Origin of the sequence: Sphingobium sp. JS3065, from assembly GCF_026427355.1 — a bacterium.
Lineage (GTDB): Bacteria > Pseudomonadota > Alphaproteobacteria > Sphingomonadales > Sphingomonadaceae > Sphingobium.
Genome location: NZ_CP102664.1, coordinates 821,154 through 838,437, shown reverse-complemented (window position 1 = coordinate 838,437; position 17,284 = coordinate 821,154). Strand labels below are relative to the sequence as shown.

Annotated in this window: 16 protein-coding genes; 13 read left to right on the top strand and 3 right to left on the bottom strand. The window is 64.6% G+C overall.

All coding sequences use genetic code 11. The features are described from left to right. The first annotated feature begins 1 nt into the window (after position 1). The 11 genes from NUH86_RS04110 to NUH86_RS04060 are packed head-to-tail and all read left to right on the top strand — an operon-like array spanning position 2 to position 11,716. Entirely contained in the window at positions 2 to 1,354 is a 1,353-nt protein-coding gene (locus NUH86_RS04110; protein ID WP_267251410.1) for a GNVR domain-containing protein, read from the top strand. Continuing rightward, positions 1,351 to 2,271: a capsular biosynthesis protein gene (locus NUH86_RS04105; RefSeq protein ID WP_267251409.1), complete on the top strand. Its 921-nt coding sequence runs from the start codon at positions 1,351 to 1,353 to the stop codon at positions 2,269 to 2,271. The genes NUH86_RS04110 and NUH86_RS04105 overlap by 4 nt, the downstream gene beginning before the upstream one ends. Beyond that, positions 2,268 to 3,080: a WecB/TagA/CpsF family glycosyltransferase gene (locus NUH86_RS04100; RefSeq protein ID WP_267251408.1), complete on the top strand. Its 813-nt coding sequence runs from the start codon at positions 2,268 to 2,270 to the stop codon at positions 3,078 to 3,080. Before NUH86_RS04105 ends, NUH86_RS04100 begins: the two co-directional genes overlap by 4 nt. Continuing rightward, positions 3,073 to 4,377 carry a polysaccharide biosynthesis protein gene (locus tag NUH86_RS04095; RefSeq protein ID WP_267251407.1) on the top strand — a complete coding sequence of 435 codons (1,305 nt, stop codon included), beginning with the start codon at positions 3,073 to 3,075 and terminating at the stop codon, positions 4,375 to 4,377. The genes NUH86_RS04100 and NUH86_RS04095 overlap by 8 nt, the downstream gene beginning before the upstream one ends. Continuing rightward, positions 4,347 to 5,741, top strand: a complete 1,395-nt coding sequence (locus tag NUH86_RS04090; protein WP_416365340.1) for an O-antigen ligase family protein — start codon at positions 4,347 to 4,349, stop codon at positions 5,739 to 5,741. The genes NUH86_RS04095 and NUH86_RS04090 overlap by 31 nt, the downstream gene beginning before the upstream one ends. Further along, positions 5,734 to 6,663 (top strand): glycosyltransferase family 2 protein, encoded by a 930-nt coding sequence (locus tag NUH86_RS04085; protein WP_267251405.1) that lies wholly within the window; start codon positions 5,734 to 5,736, stop codon positions 6,661 to 6,663. Before NUH86_RS04090 ends, NUH86_RS04085 begins: the two co-directional genes overlap by 8 nt. After that, positions 6,660 to 7,619: a glycosyltransferase family 2 protein gene (locus NUH86_RS04080; RefSeq protein WP_267251404.1), complete on the top strand. Its 960-nt coding sequence runs from the start codon at positions 6,660 to 6,662 to the stop codon at positions 7,617 to 7,619. The genes NUH86_RS04085 and NUH86_RS04080 overlap by 4 nt, the downstream gene beginning before the upstream one ends. Continuing rightward, positions 7,619 to 8,587 carry a glycosyltransferase family 2 protein gene (locus NUH86_RS04075; RefSeq protein WP_267251403.1) on the top strand — a complete coding sequence of 323 codons (969 nt, stop codon included), beginning with the start codon at positions 7,619 to 7,621 and terminating at the stop codon, positions 8,585 to 8,587. Before NUH86_RS04080 ends, NUH86_RS04075 begins: the two co-directional genes overlap by 1 nt. Next, on the top strand, positions 8,584 to 9,714 hold the full coding sequence (locus tag NUH86_RS04070; RefSeq protein WP_267251402.1) for an endo-1,4-beta-xylanase: 1,131 nt from the start codon (positions 8,584 to 8,586) through the stop codon (positions 9,712 to 9,714). Before NUH86_RS04075 ends, NUH86_RS04070 begins: the two co-directional genes overlap by 4 nt. Beyond that, on the top strand, positions 9,711 to 10,796 hold the full coding sequence (locus tag NUH86_RS04065) for an acyltransferase family protein (RefSeq protein WP_267251401.1): 1,086 nt from the start codon (positions 9,711 to 9,713) through the stop codon (positions 10,794 to 10,796). Before NUH86_RS04070 ends, NUH86_RS04065 begins: the two co-directional genes overlap by 4 nt. Next, complete coding sequence (locus NUH86_RS04060; protein ID WP_267251400.1) at positions 10,796 to 11,716, top strand: glycosyltransferase family 2 protein; 921 nt, start codon at positions 10,796 to 10,798, stop codon at positions 11,714 to 11,716. Before NUH86_RS04065 ends, NUH86_RS04060 begins: the two co-directional genes overlap by 1 nt. On the opposite strand, the gene NUH86_RS04055 is transcribed toward NUH86_RS04060, so the two are convergent. The 3 genes from NUH86_RS04055 to NUH86_RS04045 form a co-directional block, all read right to left on the bottom strand. Further along, positions 11,701 to 12,846: a family 16 glycosylhydrolase gene (locus tag NUH86_RS04055; RefSeq protein ID WP_267252029.1), complete on the bottom strand. Its 1,146-nt coding sequence runs from the start codon at positions 12,844 to 12,846 to the stop codon at positions 11,701 to 11,703. The genes NUH86_RS04060 and NUH86_RS04055 overlap by 16 nt on opposite strands. 477 nt (positions 12,847 to 13,323) lie before the next feature. Further along, complete coding sequence (locus NUH86_RS04050; protein WP_267251399.1) at positions 13,324 to 14,667, bottom strand: UDP-glucose dehydrogenase family protein; 1,344 nt, start codon at positions 14,665 to 14,667, stop codon at positions 13,324 to 13,326. Between the two features lie 332 nt (positions 14,668 to 14,999). After that, a complete protein-coding gene (locus NUH86_RS04045; protein ID WP_267252028.1) occupies positions 15,000 to 15,761 on the bottom strand; it encodes a competence/damage-inducible protein A in 762 nt (253 codons plus the stop codon). A gap of 80 nt (positions 15,762 to 15,841) precedes the next feature. Between NUH86_RS04045 and map the strand changes: the two genes are divergently transcribed. Continuing rightward, positions 15,842 to 16,672, top strand: a complete 831-nt coding sequence (gene map / locus NUH86_RS04040) for a type I methionyl aminopeptidase (RefSeq protein ID WP_267251398.1) — start codon at positions 15,842 to 15,844, stop codon at positions 16,670 to 16,672. Between the two features lie 241 nt (positions 16,673 to 16,913). Further along, on the top strand, positions 16,914 to 17,252 hold the full coding sequence (locus tag NUH86_RS04035) for a P-II family nitrogen regulator (RefSeq protein WP_007685085.1): 339 nt from the start codon (positions 16,914 to 16,916) through the stop codon (positions 17,250 to 17,252). Positions 17,253 to 17,284 lie beyond the last annotated feature (32 nt).

Here is a 17,284-nt window from a genome sequence, read left to right as displayed (position 1 = left end):
CATGAACCCCATCGATTTGCTGGCCTCGCTTCAGGCGCGCTGGCGCACGGCGGCGATGATCGGGGGCATATTGTTCCTGGTTGTAGCGATCGCCGCCTTCCTCCAGCCACGGCTCTATATGGGCACGGCGTCGCTGCTGCTGGACCTGTCGCAGACGGACCCGACCGACACCAATGCGGCGCAGGGAACGAAGCCGGACACGGACTCCATCCTGGGCACCCAGACGGACATCATCCGCAGCGCCAAGGTGTTGAACGCCGTCGCCAGGGAAGCGGGCTTCGTCGACGCCATGCCGGTGGATATGCCGGCCGATGCACGGCTGCAAAATGCCGCCGCCATGGTGGGCAAGAACATGACCGTCACCACCGGGCGGCAGAGCAACGTGCTCCAGATCCAATATCTGTCGCCAGATCCGCAGGTCGCGGCGAAGGTCGCCAATCTGATCGCCAAAATCTACATGCGGGAACAGGTGGAATTGCGCGCGTCCCCGGCACGCGGTTCAGCCAAATGGTTCGACGAGCAGACGCAGGAAGTGCGCCGCCGCTATGAACTGGCGCAGAAGAAGCTGTCGGATTTCCAGCGGGCGCACGACATTATCGGCATCAACCGCATGGACCTTGAGGCGGAGAAGCTCAAGAACATGTCCTATCAGTTGACGCAGGCGCAGGCGGAAGCCGCCGCTGCCCGGTCGAAGGCTGGCGCGGGTTCGGTGTCCGATATCGAAGGGTCGCTGATCGTCCAGAATTTGCAGCAGCAGGTGGCCGAACAATCGGCCAGGGTTTCCGAACTGCAAAAGACGCTTGGCCCCAATCATCCGACCATGGCGGCGGCAAGCGCGCAATTGTCGGAGCTTCAGTCGAAGCTGGCGGCAGCGCGGTCCAGCCAGGCCGGGGCGGTCAGCGCCAACAGCGTGGCGGCCAACCGTCGCGAAGGCGATCTCAAATCCAATATGGCGGGCCAGGAAGACCGCATGATCCGCATGTCCGACGTGCAGGACCAGTTGATGGTCCTCCAGCGCGACGTCGACGCGGCCCGGCAAACCTACGACACGGTGCGCCAGCGTTTCAACGAGGCGGTTCTGAAGAGCCAGATATCCCAGCCCAACGCCAGCCCGCTGGACGAGGCGACGGTGCCCCTGCTGCCCGCCAAGCCCAATATCATGCTCTGGCTGATCGGCGGGATCGCGCTGGGTCTGGTCGGCGGCACCGCTGCCGTCATCCTCATGGAAATCATCCATCCCCGCGTTCGCTCGGCCGCTGGCGTGGCCCGCGCGACCGAAGTGGACGTTATCACCGAACTGACGCCGGTCCCCGTTCGCCAGGCGAAGTTCTTCAAGCAGCAGGAGGCCGCATGAGACTGCGTTCCACGGCGGGCGCCCCGCCTCAACTCGCGTCGGGCGGCATCGGAGGCGGCGGCGCGAGCACGCTGCGCCCCCGCGCCCGCGACAGCCATAATTTCGCTCGGCTCGCGGTGGAGCATGGCTTTCTGGCCGAAGCCGATGTGCACAAGGTAGAGGCCCATGCCCGCTCGCAAGGTCTGGCGCTGCATGACGCGGCGGTAGATCTGGGGCTGTTGAACCCGGAGGATGCGGGGATACTCGCGGCCCTGCAGGGCGGCTTCGCCTTGCTGCAGGAGGGCGACCAGCGGGTCGATCCGCTGGTGGTCGCCGCTTTCGACCCCGCCAATGCCTATGCCGCCAAGGTGCGGACGATCCGCGCCAAGATGCGCGCCGTGGCCAAGGAAGGCGATCCCGCATCCCTGCGGCTGGCGGTGCTGGCCATAGAGGCGGGCGACGAAGCGGCGATCATGGCCGCCAATCTGGCGGTCGTGCTGGCGCAGATGGATGGGCAGACGATGCTGATCGACGTCGACATGGGGCGGCCATCGCTGGACCGGCTGTTCCGCATCGCCAACAAGGCCGGCCTTGCCGAACAATTGATGGGCAGCGCGGCGTTGCTGCCCGCCGCCAAAACGGCGGTGGAGGGATTGTGGCTGATGACGGCGGGCCGGGCTTCCGGCAGCGCGGCGAGCCTCATCACCCGCGGCCCGCTGGCTGAAACGGCCAATGGCTGGGGGCTGCGCGACACGTCGATGCTGTTCTACCTGGCCGAGCGCAAGGGCGAGCAGACGCCCTATGGCAGCATATTGGCGGGCTTCGACGCGGTGGTCATCGTGGCGCGGCGCGGCGATACGGCGATTGCCGACATGCGGCGCGTGATCGACGATCTCGACCGCCATGGCGTGCCCATCGCCGGGACGGTGATCGCATGAGCGCCGAACAAGCGCTGGCGCGTCACCAGCCCCTGCCGTCGCCCGGCGTAGAGCATGAAGCGCCCGTCGCTCATGTCGGCGGCCTGCCCGTCTCCACCCTGTCGCTGGATGCGCTGATCGACAAGATGCTGGTCGAAGCGCCGCTTCGGCGAAGCTTGAACCATCCGCCCCAACTGATCTTCGACGCCAATGGGCAGGGCCTGTCGATGAATGCCAGCGACCCGGATTTCCGGGCCAATCTGGCGCAGGCGGACCTGATCCATGCCGATGGGCAGATCATCGTCATGGCGTCCCGCTGGTTCGGCGGGCCGCATATCGCCGACCGGTCCAGCACAACGGACATGTTCACCGACAGCCTGAAACGCGCGGCGGACGCGGGCGTGAGCTACTATCTGCTCGGTGCCGAGGAGAAAGTGAACTCCGCCTGCGCCACGGAAATATTGAGGCTGGCGCCCGGATTGCAACTGGCCGGACGCCGCAACGGATTCTGGAAGCCGGAAGAGGAGGACGCGGTGATCGACGCGATCAATGCGGCCGCGCCCGACGTCCTCTGGGTCGGCACCGGCAAGCCCCGCGAGCAGGCCTTTTGCGTGCGGAACCGGCACCGGATCAAGGCGGGGTGGATCGTCACCTGCGGCGGCCTGTTCAACTATATTACCGGCGATTATCCGCGTGCGCCCATGTGGATGCAGAAATCGGGTTTCGAATGGCTGCACCGGATGGCGACGCGGCCCAAGGAACTGGCCTGGCGCTATATCACCACCAATCCGCATGCGCTGTGGCTGATCTGGAAACACCGCCATGGCTGAGGCCCAGGCGGCTGAACACCCTCCGGTGACGGGCCGCGTCCAGCGGCTTGGCAGCCTGTTCAGCCGCTTTGGGCTGGCCAGCCTGTCGTCGGCCATCGTCTCTATCAGCCATTTGCTGGTCCAGATCTTCTCGATCCACCATCTGGGGACGGCGGCCATCGGCACGCTGGCCTTCCTGCTGGTGATCATCCAGTTCGGCTACAGCCTGTCCAATGCCTTGGTGTCTACGCCCTACACCATCGCGGTGAACCAGGGCGATGGGCAGGACGACGGGACGGAGAAGAAAAGCTTCGACTTCTTCTTCCCCGTCAATCTGATGCTGGCGGCCAGCCAGGGCCTGATCTGCGCGGCGATTGCATGGGCGACAGCCTCTCCCATGGCGGCTTTGCTGTTCGGGCTGGCGGGAACGCTGTCGCTGATCCGTTGGTTCGGGCGGTCCAACGCCTATGCACATCATACCCCGGCGCGGGCCGCCCGGTCGGACATAGCCTATGCCGGCACGATCCTGGCCGGGCTGCTGATCGCGATGCGGACGGGGGCGGACCTGCCCACCATCGGCGGCCTGCTGGTCGGCGCAAGCCTCGTGGGACTGCTGCCCTTCGGCATCACCTATCTGCGGCGGCATTTCGCCATGGGGCCGGGCCGCGCTATTGGCGCCTATCGCCCTGTGTGGAGGGAACAATCGGCCTGGACGCTGGTGGGCGTGCTGTCGACCGAAGCCACCTCCAACTCGCACAGCTATATCGTGACGCTGCTCGCCGGGCCGACCGCCTTCGCGCCGATTGCGGTGGGGATGTTGTTCTTCCGCCCCGTCAATGTCTGCATCACCGCCCTCACCCAGTTGGAGCGCCCCCGCATGACCCGCGCCGTCGCGCAGGGCGATCATGGCGCGGCGATCCGGTCGGAACGGCTGTTCATGGGCGCGCTCCTCATGCTGTGGCTGGCGACCTGCGCGGTGTCGGCGATCGCGCTCGGCTTCTTTCCGGGACTGATCCTGAAACCCACGCTGGACCACCAATTGGTCATGATCGCGGTGGGTCTTTGCGCCCTTCTCTCCCTCGTCCAGTGCGTGCAGACGCCGATGAGCGTCATGACGCAGGCCCGGCGCGCCTTCCGCCCGCTCGCCGCGCAGAGCATGCGCAGTTGCGTCGTCGGCCTGATCGCCGTGACGCTGCTGGTGCTGGGCGCCCCGCCCGTCTTTTCCGTCGGCGGCGTCGTGCTGTCCCAACTCGTCATGATGCTGGGCATCTGGCGGCTCGACCGCCAATGGCGGCGCGACCGGCGGGAGGCCGCCTGACCATGGCGACAAGCTGGCATCGCGGCGGATTCGCTGCCCCGGCCACCGGGGCGGACAGCGGCAGTTCAAAGCTCGTCTGGGTGGCGCAGGTCTTCTACTTCGTCTTCCTGATGATGGTCTTCATCGGGCAGCAGCCTTTCGCGTCGCGCACGCAGGAAGAACTGGTGGCGATGGCCGAAGCCAATGACGGATCGGACCTTTTCAAACAGGCCCTGTTCATTGGCTTCGCCCTGCTGCTGACCGCCGTGCAGGTGATGCGGAAGGAGCCGCTGAAATACCGGTTCACCTTCTGGCCGCTGGCGATCATGCTGGTCTGGTTCTTCATCACCTGCACCTGGGGCGTCGCGCCGTTCGTGTCCTTCAAGCGGGCGATGCAGCAGTTGATCGTGATCTACATCACCTTCTGCGCTCTGTCGCTGATCGGGCCGGAACGGCTGTTCAATTCCCTGCGCGCCGCGCTGATCGTGTCGCTGATCATCTGCTGGGTGTCGTTGCCGCTGACGCCCGCGGCGGTCCACCCGCCCACGGAAAGCGACAAGGCGTTGATCGGGGCGTGGCGCGGTTTCTTCTTCCACAAGAATATCGCCGGGGCCGTCATGGCGCTGTGCTTCATCGTCTGCGGCAATAGCTGGATCGACAAGCGCAAATGGTATTACATCCTGTTCGCGATCCTGGCCTTCGTCTTCGTGATAGGGACCAAGAGCAAGACTTCGCTCGCCCTGTGCGTCGGCATGCTGGCGATCAGCAACATCTATCGCGCATTGAGCGACAATACCCAGAAACGCGCGATATTGCTGTTGATGCTGGGTTTCGGCATGGTCGGGTTCCTGGGCCTCTACATCGCCTATCAACCGGCCATAGAAAGGCTGTTCGCCGACCCCACATCCTTCACCGGGCGCGTGTCGATCTGGCGGGTGCCGCTGGATTATCTGGCGGACCACCCCTATCTGGGCGCGGGTTTCGGGGGATTTTGGCAAGTGGGCGCCAACAGCCCCGCCTTCGACTATCTGAACCAGCAATTCCAGATGCTGACGGCGCATTCGCATGACGGCTATCTGGAAATCTGGGTGACGACCGGACCGCTGGGCCTGGTCCTGCTGCTGATCAGCTTCCTGGTCCTGCCCGCCTACTGGTTCCTGACCGGCTCCACCAGGGAGAACCAGGCGCTGATGGTCCCGGCCTTCGCGATCTGGGTCTTCGTCATGTACCAGAATCTGCTGGAAACCAGCTTCTTCGACAAGGATCGCCAGGTCTGGGTGATCTTCCTCGCAGCGGTCGCGACCGCGCATGCAACCTTCAAGGCCAAGCCGCGCCCGATCTGGAGCCGGCGGCATCTGAAACAGGCGGAGACCGTGAATGGCTAGGATCATCGTCTGCATCGCAACGTGCAACCGGCCGCAGGGTTTGCGGCGGACGTTGGAGTCCCTCGCCGCGCAGCAGACGCGGCACGATCTGGACATATTGGTGGCCGACAATGACGCGGACCGGCAGGAAGGCATGGCGGTTGTCGAGCGGCTGGCGGCGCAGGGCTATCGCTGGCCGATAGAGGCGCTGCTGGTGGCGGAGCGCGGCATTCCGCTGGTGCGCAACGCGCTGGTCGCCGCCGCGCTGGCCCGGCCCGGCGTGACCCATGTCGCCATGCTGGACGATGACGAGTCCGCCTCCCCCGGCTGGATCGACGCCATGATGGACACGGCGCTTCGTCATCAGGCCGATGTGGTCGGCGGCGCAGTGCTGCGGGAGATGGACAGCGCCATCGCGCCATGGGCCGCCCGCCATCCCCTGCTCGCCCCCAAGCGGCGTGGACAGTCGGGGCCGGTCGCGCTGGTCGACAGTACCGCCAATGTGCTGATGACGGCGGCGGCCCTCCGCGCCATGGGGGATCGTCCGTTCGACGAGCGGATGGCGTTGACCGGCGGGTCGGACAAGCAGCTCTTCACCCGCATGCGGCGCAAGGGCTTCCGCTTCGCCTGGTCGGAGGAGGCGGTCGTCACCGAATTGATCCCGGCCAGCCGCGTCACCGCCAAGTGGCTGCTGATGCGCGGCTATCGCGTCGGCATGACCGACATGATGGTGGAGCGTTTCCACAAGGGCCGCCTGCGTACCCTGCTGAGCGAAGCGCCGCGCATCGTCGCGGGCTTCCTGGTCGGTTCGCTGGGCGCGGTCACGACGCTCGACCGGGGCAAGCGGGTCGAGCGCCTGGGCAAGCTTTACCGCGCCGCCGGCAAGATCGCCGGTCTCGCGGGCGTTCATTATGAAGAATATCGAAAGGTGCATGGCGCATGAGCGATGCCGCTCCCCTGAACAGGCAGCCCTTTTTCTCCGTCGTCATCCCGCTCTACAACCGGGCGGATATCGTCGGTGCCACCATCCGCTCCGTCCTGGCGCAGGACTGGCAGGATTTCGAGATCGTCGTCGTCGATGACGGTTCCCGCGACAATCCCGGCCCGGCCATCGACGCCATAGGCGACCCCCGCGTCCGCTATATCAGGCAGGACAATGCGGGCGGCGGCGCGGCGCGCAACCGGGGCATATTGGCGGCGGAAGGACGCTATATCGCCTTCCTCGATTCCGACGACCTGTTCCTGCCGGGCAAGCTTTCCATCATGGCGAAGGCGCTGGCCGGGGACGACGGCAGCACCGTGCTCTATTCCCGCATGAAGGTGGACCGGGGCGTCGACCGCTATTGGATACGCCCGGATCGCGGCATTCGCGAGGGTGAGGATGTGGGCGAATATCTGTTCTGCGCCAATCAGTTCATGCAGACCAGCACCATGATCGTGCCCACGGCGATGGCGCAGGAGGTTCTCTTCGACCCGGCCCTGAAAAAGGGGCAGGATCTCGACTTCTGCGTCCGGCTTCAGGGCGCGGGGGCGCGGTTCCGGATGATCGACCAGCCGCTGACGGTGTGGCTGGACGCGACGGAGGCGGGACGGACTTCCTATGTGAAGGGCTATGAGACCTCGCTCGACTGGCTCGACCGGTGCGGCCATATGCTGACCAACCGGGCGCGGCGGGGCTATCGCGCCACGGTGCTGGCCTATCATATGGCCCCGATCAAACCGGTCGTCGCGATCAAGGATCTGGCCGTCGGCATGGTGGCGGGCGGCGTTCCGCCCCGCGTGATCGCCCGGCAGGTGCTGCGTTCCTACCTGCCCAAGCCGCTTTACAGATCGCTGGTCAACGGTTTCGTCCTGCGGTTCGGCAAGGCGGAAGCGGCCCATGGCGGAGCAGGTTCGTGATGACCGCATGGCAACCTCCTTCCAGCTTGCGGGCTACCGCCGCCACGCCTCTTTTTTCCGTGGTGATCCCGACCTATCAGCGGCGCGACGCTGTGGTGGCGGCAGTCATGTCCGCGCTGGAACAGACCATCGCGATCATAGAGGTGATCGTGGTGGTCGACGGATCGACCGACGGGACGGAGGTTGCGCTGGGCGCGATCAACGACCCGCGCCTGAAGATCATCGTCCAGGAAAATCGCGGCGCGGCGGCCGCCCGGAACAAGGGCATAGACCATGCGCGGGGGCGCTATATCGCCTTCCTCGATTGCGACGACCGTTTCCTGCCGCATCATCTGGCCGACCTGCTGCCGCTGGTGCAGGAAAGTGAGGATGTGGTCGCCTATGGCCAGGTGCTGGCCGACCGGGGCGAAGGGCGCAATTTCCTGAAGCCCCCCCGCGCCATCGCCAGCGGCGAGACGATGGACCGCTATCTGATGTGCGACCGGGGCTTCATCCAGACCAGCAGCATGGCGCTGGGCCGGGGGCTGGCGAAGCGGGTGCGCTATCGGGAGGATGTGAAATTCGGCGACGATACCGATTTCGCGATGCGCCTGTCGCTCGCCGGTGCGCGCTTCGTGATGACGGAACGGCCCGGCACGATCTGGGCCGACCGGGATTCCGACGACCGGCTTTCGCAGGTGCGCGGCAGCATCGGCAGCCTGACCTGGCTCCGGGATCTGCGCCCGCATATCAGCCCCCGCGCCTTTTCCGCCTATATGGGCTGGCATGCCGCGAAGAGCATCTGGCCGACCAGCAGGCGGCAGGCGATGCGCTATTATCTGGGCGCGGTCTGCCGGGGCGCCTTCGGACCACGGCTGGCGGCGACGGTGCTGTTGCAGATCGTCATGCCCGATCCCGTCTACCGCCGCATTTCCGACCGCTGGATCGATTTTTCCCATATGCTGGCGGGCAAGGGGCAACGGCTGTGAAGCGGCGCGAATTCCTGGCCGGGGCATTGGCGCTGGGCGCCTGTTCGCCCGTGCCGTCCAGCCGGGCGGAGGCGCGTATCTCATCCGAGGGTCTTGCCGCCCATGCCCGCCGGTCTGGCCGCAATTTCGGCGCGGCGATCAAGTCCCGGCAATTGCGCGAAGACCCCGATTTCACCGCCGCCGTCGCCCGCGAATGCGACATGGTGGTCCAGGAATATGAACTGAAGCGCGGCACCACCGAGCCCAAGCCCGGCAAATATGATTTCAGTGGCGCCGACCAGATCATCGCCTTCGCGCAGAAGCATGGAATGGGCGCCAGGGGCCATGCGCTGGTCTGGTATGCGGCCCAGCCCAAATGGCTGGAACCGGCGCTGAAAATCGCCGACAAGGCGGGGCGCGAAAAGCTGATGACCAGCTATATCGACGTCGCCATGCCCCGCTATGCCGGCAGGATCGGCGAATGGGACGTGGTCAACGAAGCCGTCGAACCCAAGGAAGGCCGTGCCGACGGCATGCGCGCCAACAGCATGTGGATGCAGGCGCTGGGTGAGGATTATATCGACATCGCCTTCCACCATGCACGGGCGACGGACCCCAAGGCGACGCTGTTCCTGACCGATTTCGGGCTGGAGCATGACTCCCCCCGGTGCGAGCGGCGGCGGACGGCGATGCTGAAACTGCTCGACCGGTTGATGGCGCGGAAAGTGCCGGTCGACGCGGTCGGCATCCAGGGCCATTTGAAACCTTATAATGAGCGGTTCGACCAGGCGCTTTTCGCCCGCTTCCTGAACGATCTGAGCGGTTATGGCCTGGCGCTGTCGGTGACGGAATTCGACGTCGCGGACAGGGGCGGACCACCCAGTCCCGACAAGCGCGACAGTGAAATCGCCGCCGTGGCCAAGGCGTTTCTGGACGTGGCGCTGGACAATCCGGCGATGCGCTCCGTCCTCTGCTGGGGCCTGTCGGACCGCTATAGCTGGCTGTCCAACTATCCCGATTACAAATGGCCCGATGGCCAGCTTTCCCGCGTGCTGCCGCTGGACGACGCCATGCGCCGCAAGCCGCTGTGGGACGCCATCGCCGCCGCATTCGACGCCGCACCGCCCATGGGGAGAAGCCGCGCATGAGAATTTCCTCCCTCACCGGCCTGCGCGGCGTCGCGGCTGTTTCAGTGCTGCTGTACCATATTCCGCATAATCCGGCGTTCGAAGCCTTTCGGATGCCGCTTTTCTCGCGGGCCTATCTGGCGGTCGATCTATTCTTCATCCTGAGCGGCTTCGTCATTTCCTTTGGTTATCACGACCGGGTGGTGAACCATCCGGGGCGGGCGAGCTATGTCGACTTCCTGTTCAACCGCATGGCGCGGGTGTGGCCGCTGCACCTGATCGTGACTTTGGTGTTCATGGCGCGGATCATCCTGAACGTGTCGGGCAATCAGGCCATCGACCTCAACCTGCCCAATGTCGCCACCAATTTGCTGATGATACAAAGCTGGGGCTGGGGCACGGAGCCGATTGCGGGAAATAGCTGGTCTGTCAGCACGGAAGTCGCCGCCTATCTGATCTATCCGCTGATCGCGATCATCGCCTTTTCCCGATGGGCATGGTTGCAGGGCCTGCTGTGCGTAGGGATATTGGCGCTGGTCGCGGGGTCGGGCCTGGGCGCCAGCGGGCCGCTGGACGTCAATGACAGCGATACGGTTTGGACATTGGCGCGCTGCATTGCCGGTTTCTCGCTGGGCGTGCTCAGCTATCGCTGCGCGGAAAAACCGTGGTGCAGGCGGCTGATCGATCGGAGAGGCGGCTTCGCGGCCGTCTGCGGGCTGATCGCGCTGGCGCTGCTGCTGCCTGGAGAGGCTGACGTGCTGGCGGTGTGCCTGATGCCGCTGCTGGTGCTGAGCTGCTATTATAACGGCGCGGCGGCGCGGGCGGTCATGGCCAATCCGGTCAGCTTTCATCTGGGCCTCATCAGCTATTCCATCTACCTCTGGCATCCGCTGGTGCGCGACGTGTTCGCGCGCGGCATGGGGGTCGCGCACAGGCATGGGATCACCGGTTTCGACGGGCTGATCATCGCCGCCATGCTGGTGGCGACGTGGCTCCTCTGCTGGGCGAGCTATGCGCTGGTCGAGGTGCGCGGGCACCAATTCATCAAATGGCTCCAGCGTGGCGGCCGCAACCGCAAGCCCGCCGTGGAGGCAGCCGCCTGATGCCTGCCGTCTGGATCGCCATTCCAACCTTCCGCCGCCCCGCGCAGCTTCGCCATCTGCTGGAAACGCTGCCCGGCATAGCCGACCGCCATGACGTGATGGTGCTGGTGGCCGACAACGACCCCATCGGCCAGGAGGGGGCCGCCGTCGTCCGCACCCTGCTGACGGAGGGATACGGGCTGCCGGTGACGCTGCTGACAGTGGCGGAGCCAGGGCTTTGCGCGGTGCGCAACGCCATCGCCGTGGCCGCGCTGGACGATCCGGCGATGCGCTTCCTGGCCATGATCGACGATGATGAATGGCCGCAGCCGGGCTGGCTGGATGCGTTGCTGATCTGTCAGGCGCAGGTCGGCGCGGATGTCGTCGCCGGGCCGGTGGACAGCCGTTTCGTAGGCCAGCCGCCGCGATGGGCACGGGAAACATTGGTGTTCCGGGCGGAGGATCGGCCATGGGGCGCCACCGGCATGCTGTGGGCCAGCAACAATCTGCTGGTCAGCCGCCGCGCCTTCGCGATGATCGCCGCGCCCTTCTTCGATCCGCGCTTCAACCACAGCGGCGGGGAGGATCTGGATTTCCTGGCCCGGCTGCGCGATGCGGGGGCGCGTTTCGGCTGGTCGCCCGATGCGCGGGTCAGCGAATGGGTGCCAGCGGAACGCGCGCGCCTTTCCTGGGTGCTGAAACGCATGTGGCGCATCGGCTGCACGGAGACGATGGCGCGGCGCAGGGTCCTGCCCGGCCGGATCGGCACGGCGAAACTGCTGGTCCGATCCATCGCCATATTGGCATTGCGGACGGCCGGGCTGGCCGCCCTGCTGCTGCCCGGCGCGCGCCGCGTCGACATCGCCGGGCAGTGGGTGAAAAGCTGGGGGCGCCTCTATGCCCTCGCGGGAGGCGCCCAGAGCCATTATGGCGCGCGGTAGATTTCGAAGCTCTTGATGATCATGTCGCCAGAACCATCGTCATAGGCGCTGTTGGTCTTCACCGCGACGTCCATGATCGGATAGAATCGGAAACCCCTGAACGGATTGACCGACTGATAGGTTTCCACGCCATCCACGAACCAGGTGATATAGTCGCGCTGGATATCCACGGCGAAACGATGGAAGCCCTGGCTATAGCCGCTGAGGCCATAGGCCTGCTGCGTCTGGATGGTGACGCCCCGCGCATCATATCGGGTGCTGTTGGCCCCGACATGGAGGGTATGGGCGACATGACGATCGAAATCCCAATAGCTTTGATAACCGAAGCCCTCATAGACATCGATTTCCGGCGGCCAGCCGCTGGTGGAAATCAGCCAGAAGGCAGGCCATGAACCGCGGCGATCGGGCATCCTGGCTTCCCACACATATTGGCCATAGCCGATCTGCGACGCCAGGAAGTTGCGCCCGTCCAGCACTGTCGCGCCATAATACCAGGTCCGCCCGCCATAGCTGATTGGCGTCTTGAGCTTCTGGCTGTGCAGCACCAGTCCGCTCGATCCCCAATAGACCGGGCCTTCGATGCCGGGGAAAATGCTGGAATCGAGGTACAGCCCGGTTTCGCCATTGGCGAGCTGCATCCGGCCATTGGCGAGCGAGGTCGCCCAGCGGTCCCACCCGCCATCGGGCGAGCGTTTGTGCGTTTCCTTGCGGAGTTCGAATTGAAGCGTGCCGGTCGCCGCGAAGGTACGCGGCTGGCGGAAGGTACCGGTCGCCTTGGCGGTGGCCTGCGCGGCGCTGGACGCCGTGACGGTCGCCGTCGATTGTCCCTGGAGCCCGCCCCAAGGGACTTCACGCAGCTTGAGCTGGAACTGCTGTCCCTCGGTAGCGGCGATGACCGGCACTGCGACGGTCTGCACCAGCGGATCGCCCGGACGGAAGATCACGACCGTGTCGACGGTCTGGTAATTATAGCCGGAAATGGCGCGATAGGTGCCCGAGCCGTTGACCGTGGTGATCCGCGCAATCACCGTATTGGGCGTCGGCCGATCCAGCGTCACCGGCACATAGGCGACATTGGCCCCCGGCTGAAACGTGGCGTTGACCAGCGAAAGCGTCGCCTTTCCCGGCAGCTTCGTCCCATTGGCGAAGTCGAAGCTGGAAAAGTCCGAAGTCGTGCTCGCCGTCGTGGAACCACCGGTCGTCGATGTCGTTAATGTCGCACTCGCGCTGGTATATGACGGCGAAGTGTTGGTTGTCGTCGACATGCTATTGGATGTCGGCTCATTAGTGATGATCGTGGCAGCAGCAGCCGCGACGACGCACAGCACGGATATTCCGGCTCCAAAAATGGAGCCAGTCATTTTGACAGGCATATTTGCGACCCCCGAAGTTAACCCCAGTAGGGTCTCTCATGAAGGTTAACAAAAATTTCCCGTCAATATCGATTCGTCGCAATCTTTCTGAATTTGCGATGAACGGTTTCTTGTCTTGGCGAAACGATACAAGGAAAACGGCTCTTCTTTCAGAACCGGTATGATGGGAACTGAAATCAAGTTGAAGATTTGCGCTTCCCCCTCCGGCAAGTGGGAGGGGAAAGCGGCTGGCGGCTATTCCGCTGCCTGGACCAATTCTTCGAACTCTGGCGTCGCGCCGCGACCGACGCTGACATAAGAGAAGCCCGCGGCTTCCGCCACCTCCGGCCGGTATATGTTGCGCAGGTCGACCAGCCCGTCGCCGCTCATGATGCCCTTCAGGCGCGGCAGGTCGAGCGCCCGCAGCGCATCCCATTCGGTGACGATGACGACCGCCTCCGCCCCTTCGGCCGCGCTATAGGGGTTTTGGCAGAATTCGACGTTCGACAACAACGCGCGGGCAGCGTCCATACCCTCCGGATCATAGGCCCGCACCTGCGCGCCGCCGTCCTGCAAGGCCTGGATGATGGAGAGCGAGGGCGCATCGCGCATGTCGTCCGTATTGGGCTTGAAGGTCAGGCCCAGTACCGCGATCGTCTTGCCGCGCACGGAACCGTTGCACACGGCGACTACCTTGCGCGCCATCGCTCGCTTGCGGCTTTCGTTGATCGCCACGGTGGTTTCGATGAGGCGGATCGGCGCGCCCGCATCCTCCGCTGTCTTGACCAGCGCCAGCGTATCCTTCGGGAAGCAGGAGCCGCCATAGCCCGGCCCGGCATGAAGGAATTTCGAACCGATCCGGTTATCCAGGCCAATGCCCCGCGCCACCTGCTGAACGTCCGCGCCGACATTTTCGCACAGGTCGGCCATCTCGTTGATATAGGTGATCTTCATCGCCAGGAATGCGTTGGCGGCATATTTGATCAGTTCGCTGGTCCGCCGCCCGGTGAACTGGATCGGCGCCTGGTTGAGATAGAGCGGGCGATACACCTCCTCCATCACCGGGCGGGCGCGTTCGTCTTCAATGCCCACGACGATGCGGTCGGGGCGCTTGAAATCCTGGATCGCCGCGCCTTCGCGCAGGAATTCGGGGTTGGAGGCTACGGCGAACTGCGCATCGGGATTGGCTTCGCGGATGATGCGGTCGACCTCATCGCCTGTGCCGACCGGGACGGTGGACTTGGTGACGATGACGGTGAAGCCGCTCAGGTTGGATGCGATTTCCTGCGCGGCGGCATAGACATAGCTGAGGTCGGCATGACCGTCGCCCCGCCGGGCGGGCGTACCGACGGCAATGAACACCACCTCCGCTTGGGCGACCGATCCGGCCAGATCGGTGGTGAAGGTCAGCCGCCCCGCCTTCGCATTGCGGGCGATCAGGTCGGCCAGGCCCGGTTCATAGATCGGCACGCCACCGCCCTGGAGCAGTTCGATCTTGCGCGCATCCTTGTCCACGCAGATGACATCATGGCCGAAATCCGCGAGACACGCGCCAGAGACCAGGCCGACATAGCCCGATCCGGTCATAACGATCCGCATCTTCATTCTCCTTCTTCAAACAGCTTACCGCCAGCGGCCAACCGATGATCGAAGGGCGCAAAAGTCCGTTCCGGAAAACCGGATGCACGGACCCTCATCCTTCATCATGGGTTAGCCCCAGGCGACCCAGCCCGACGACCCCTTTATGCCGGAACAAGCCGGCTGTTGACGCAGCGCAGCATACCGCCGGGCGCAGCATGGATGCAACGCAGCCTGCCGCTTCCCAAACACATATGGGCGCGGATCAGAGGTTTAGCGGAGGAATGGAGAGGGGCGTCGGCGCGCCCGTGGGACAGAAATGCGCGGCATTGGGAAGCGCCTTCGCAGCGCCGTCAGATCCCCCCGGTCACCACCGGCCAGCCACCCTGCTCCAGCGCGGCGCTCAAATCGGCCACGCACCCGTCCAGCACAGCCGCATCGACCGAGCGGATCACGAAATTCGCCCCGGTCCTCCCCTCGCGAAAAAAGGGATAGCTGCCGATCTGGCACCCCTCATGCGCCCGTTCCGTCGCGCCGAGCAGGTCCGCGATCTCGCTTTCCGCCACCCAGCAGCCGATGGTGGCCGACAGCACCGGCAGACCGCCCTCCAGCTTTCCGGTCAGGCTGTCCAGCATCCCCGCGGTGATATGCGGCACGCCCGCCATGATGAAGATATTGCCGTGCCGAATGCCCGGAGCGCCCGACATCCGGTTCTCGATCAGGGTCGATCCGGCGGGCGCCCGCGCCATGCGCAGCCGCGCCTCGGTCAATCCCCCGCGCGACTCATAATAGCCCGACAGCATCGCCCGCGCCTCTGCATGGATCTCCACCTCCACGCCCAGCGCCGCGGCGATGGCGTCGACGGTGATGTCGTCATGAGTCGGCCCGATGCCGCCCGTCGTGAACAGATAATCGTTCCGCGCGCGCAGCGTGTTCACCGCTTCCACGATCGCGTCGCTGTCATCCGCGACCACCCGGACTTCGCGCAGGCGGATACCCTGCACGTTCAGCCAGGTCGCGATCTGGGACACATTCCTGTCCTGCGTCCTGCCCGAGAGAATCTCGTCGCCTATCACGATCAGCGCTGCGGTCCATATGCGGGTGGGGTCGGCCATGGGCTGGCCATAGCCTCTGCAGTGGGCCATGCCTAGCCGCCCCCTCGCATTATGCCGCATCCTTGCCTATAATCGCCTCCATGACCGAATATATGACGATGACGGCGGACGCGCCGATTTCCCGCTCGACCGCGATCAAGCTCTATGACGCGGCCGGTTTCGAAGGCATGCGCAAGGCGGGGCGGCTGGCGGCGGAAATATTGGACGCGCTGGTACCCCACGTCGTTCCGGGCGTTACCACAGGCGAACTGGACGACATCGTCCGCCGCATGACTCTGGACGGCGGCGGCGTGCCGGCGACTCTGGGCTATCGCGGCTATACGCATAGCTGCTGCATATCGCTCAACAACGTCATCTGCCATGGCATTCCGGGCGATCAGAAGCTGAAGGACGGCGATATCCTGAATATCGACGTGACCCCGCTGGTCGACGGCTGGCATGGCGACACCAGCCGCATGTATATCTGCGGCGAAGCGCCGATCAAGGCGCGCCGCCTGGTCGAGGTCACCTATGAATGCCTGATGCTGGGCATCGAGCAGGCCAGGCCGGGCAACACGCTGGGCGACATCGGTCACGCCATTCAGCGCCATGCCGAAAAGCATCGTTATGGCGTCGTCCGCGATTTCTGCGGCCATGGCCTGGGCCGCGTGTTCCACGACAGTCCGGAAGTGGTGCATGTCGGCCGCCCCGGCACCGGCCCGGAACTGAAACCCGGCATGTTCTTCACCATCGAACCGATGATCAACATCGGCAAGCCGGGCGTGAAGATGCTGGAGGACGGCTGGACGGCGGTGACGCGAGACCGCACCCTTTCGGCCCAATTCGAACACAGCATCGGCATCACCGAAACCGGCTGCGAGATATTCACCAGGAGTCCGGCGGGTCTCGACGCGCCGCCTTACAAGCTCTGATCGTGGTTACCATGCTCAAAAATTGGGCAGCACGCCCCGGCATTGCCCTGAATCCGGGCAATATGGACAAAAGTTGCTGCATCGCGGAAAGCAGTTTCCAGCGATTCGCTATTTGGCACGGTAATTGATTGGGAAAAGAGGCGGCTCGTGCCTTCGGGGGGCATGGTGATCGTCACTCGGATTGAACGAAAGGCGGGGTCATACCCGCCATTTGGCGCGCGTTGAGTTGGGATATCTAAAGATGAAGAAGATCGAGGCGATCATCAAACCGTTCAAGCTCGATGAAGTGAAGGAAGCCCTTCACGAAGTCGGCGTTTCGGGCATCACTGTCACGGAGGCCAAGGGCTTTGGCCGCCAGAAGGGCCATACGGAGCTGTATCGCGGCGCCGAATATGTCGTGGATTTCCTGCCCAAGGTGAAGCTGGAGGTCGTCGTCGACGACTCGCTCGCTGAACGAGTGGTGGAGGCGATTTCGGCCGCCGCGCAGACCGGCCGCATCGGCGACGGCAAGATCTTCATTTCCAACATCGAAGGCGCGGTCCGCATCCGCACCGGCGAACGCGACAGCGACGCCATCTGATTTTCCAACAGGTTCTCGCCGGCTTGCTGAAG

Excerpts from the sequence above, each read along its gene's own strand:
- NUH86_RS04110 (WP_267251410.1), top strand. The coding sequence starts at position 2 with ATGAACCCCATCGATTTGCTGGCCTCGCTTCAGGCGCGCTGGCGCACG.
- NUH86_RS04075 (WP_267251403.1), top strand. The coding sequence starts at position 7,619 with ATGACCGCATGGCAACCTCCTTCCAGCTTGCGGGCTACCGCCGCCACG.
- NUH86_RS04105 (WP_267251409.1), top strand. The coding sequence starts at position 1,351 with ATGAGACTGCGTTCCACGGCGGGCGCCCCGCCTCAACTCGCGTCGGGC.
- NUH86_RS04080 (WP_267251404.1), top strand. The coding sequence starts at position 6,660 with ATGAGCGATGCCGCTCCCCTGAACAGGCAGCCCTTTTTCTCCGTCGTC.
- NUH86_RS04095 (WP_267251407.1), top strand. The coding sequence starts at position 3,073 with ATGGCTGAGGCCCAGGCGGCTGAACACCCTCCGGTGACGGGCCGCGTC.
- NUH86_RS04045 (WP_267252028.1), bottom strand. The coding sequence starts at position 15,761 with ATGGCCGACCCCACCCGCATATGGACCGCAGCGCTGATCGTGATAGGC.
- map (WP_267251398.1), top strand. The coding sequence starts at position 15,842 with ATGACCGAATATATGACGATGACGGCGGACGCGCCGATTTCCCGCTCG.
- NUH86_RS04085 (WP_267251405.1), top strand. The coding sequence starts at position 5,734 with ATGGCTAGGATCATCGTCTGCATCGCAACGTGCAACCGGCCGCAGGGT.
- NUH86_RS04100 (WP_267251408.1), top strand. The coding sequence starts at position 2,268 with ATGAGCGCCGAACAAGCGCTGGCGCGTCACCAGCCCCTGCCGTCGCCC.
- NUH86_RS04065 (WP_267251401.1), top strand. The coding sequence starts at position 9,711 with ATGAGAATTTCCTCCCTCACCGGCCTGCGCGGCGTCGCGGCTGTTTCA.
- NUH86_RS04090 (WP_416365340.1), top strand. The coding sequence starts at position 4,347 with ATGGCGGCGCGACCGGCGGGAGGCCGCCTGACCATGGCGACAAGCTGG.
- NUH86_RS04060 (WP_267251400.1), top strand. The coding sequence starts at position 10,796 with ATGCCTGCCGTCTGGATCGCCATTCCAACCTTCCGCCGCCCCGCGCAG.
- NUH86_RS04035 (WP_007685085.1), top strand. The coding sequence starts at position 16,914 with ATGAAGAAGATCGAGGCGATCATCAAACCGTTCAAGCTCGATGAAGTG.
- NUH86_RS04050 (WP_267251399.1), bottom strand. The coding sequence starts at position 14,667 with ATGCGGATCGTTATGACCGGATCGGGCTATGTCGGCCTGGTCTCTGGC.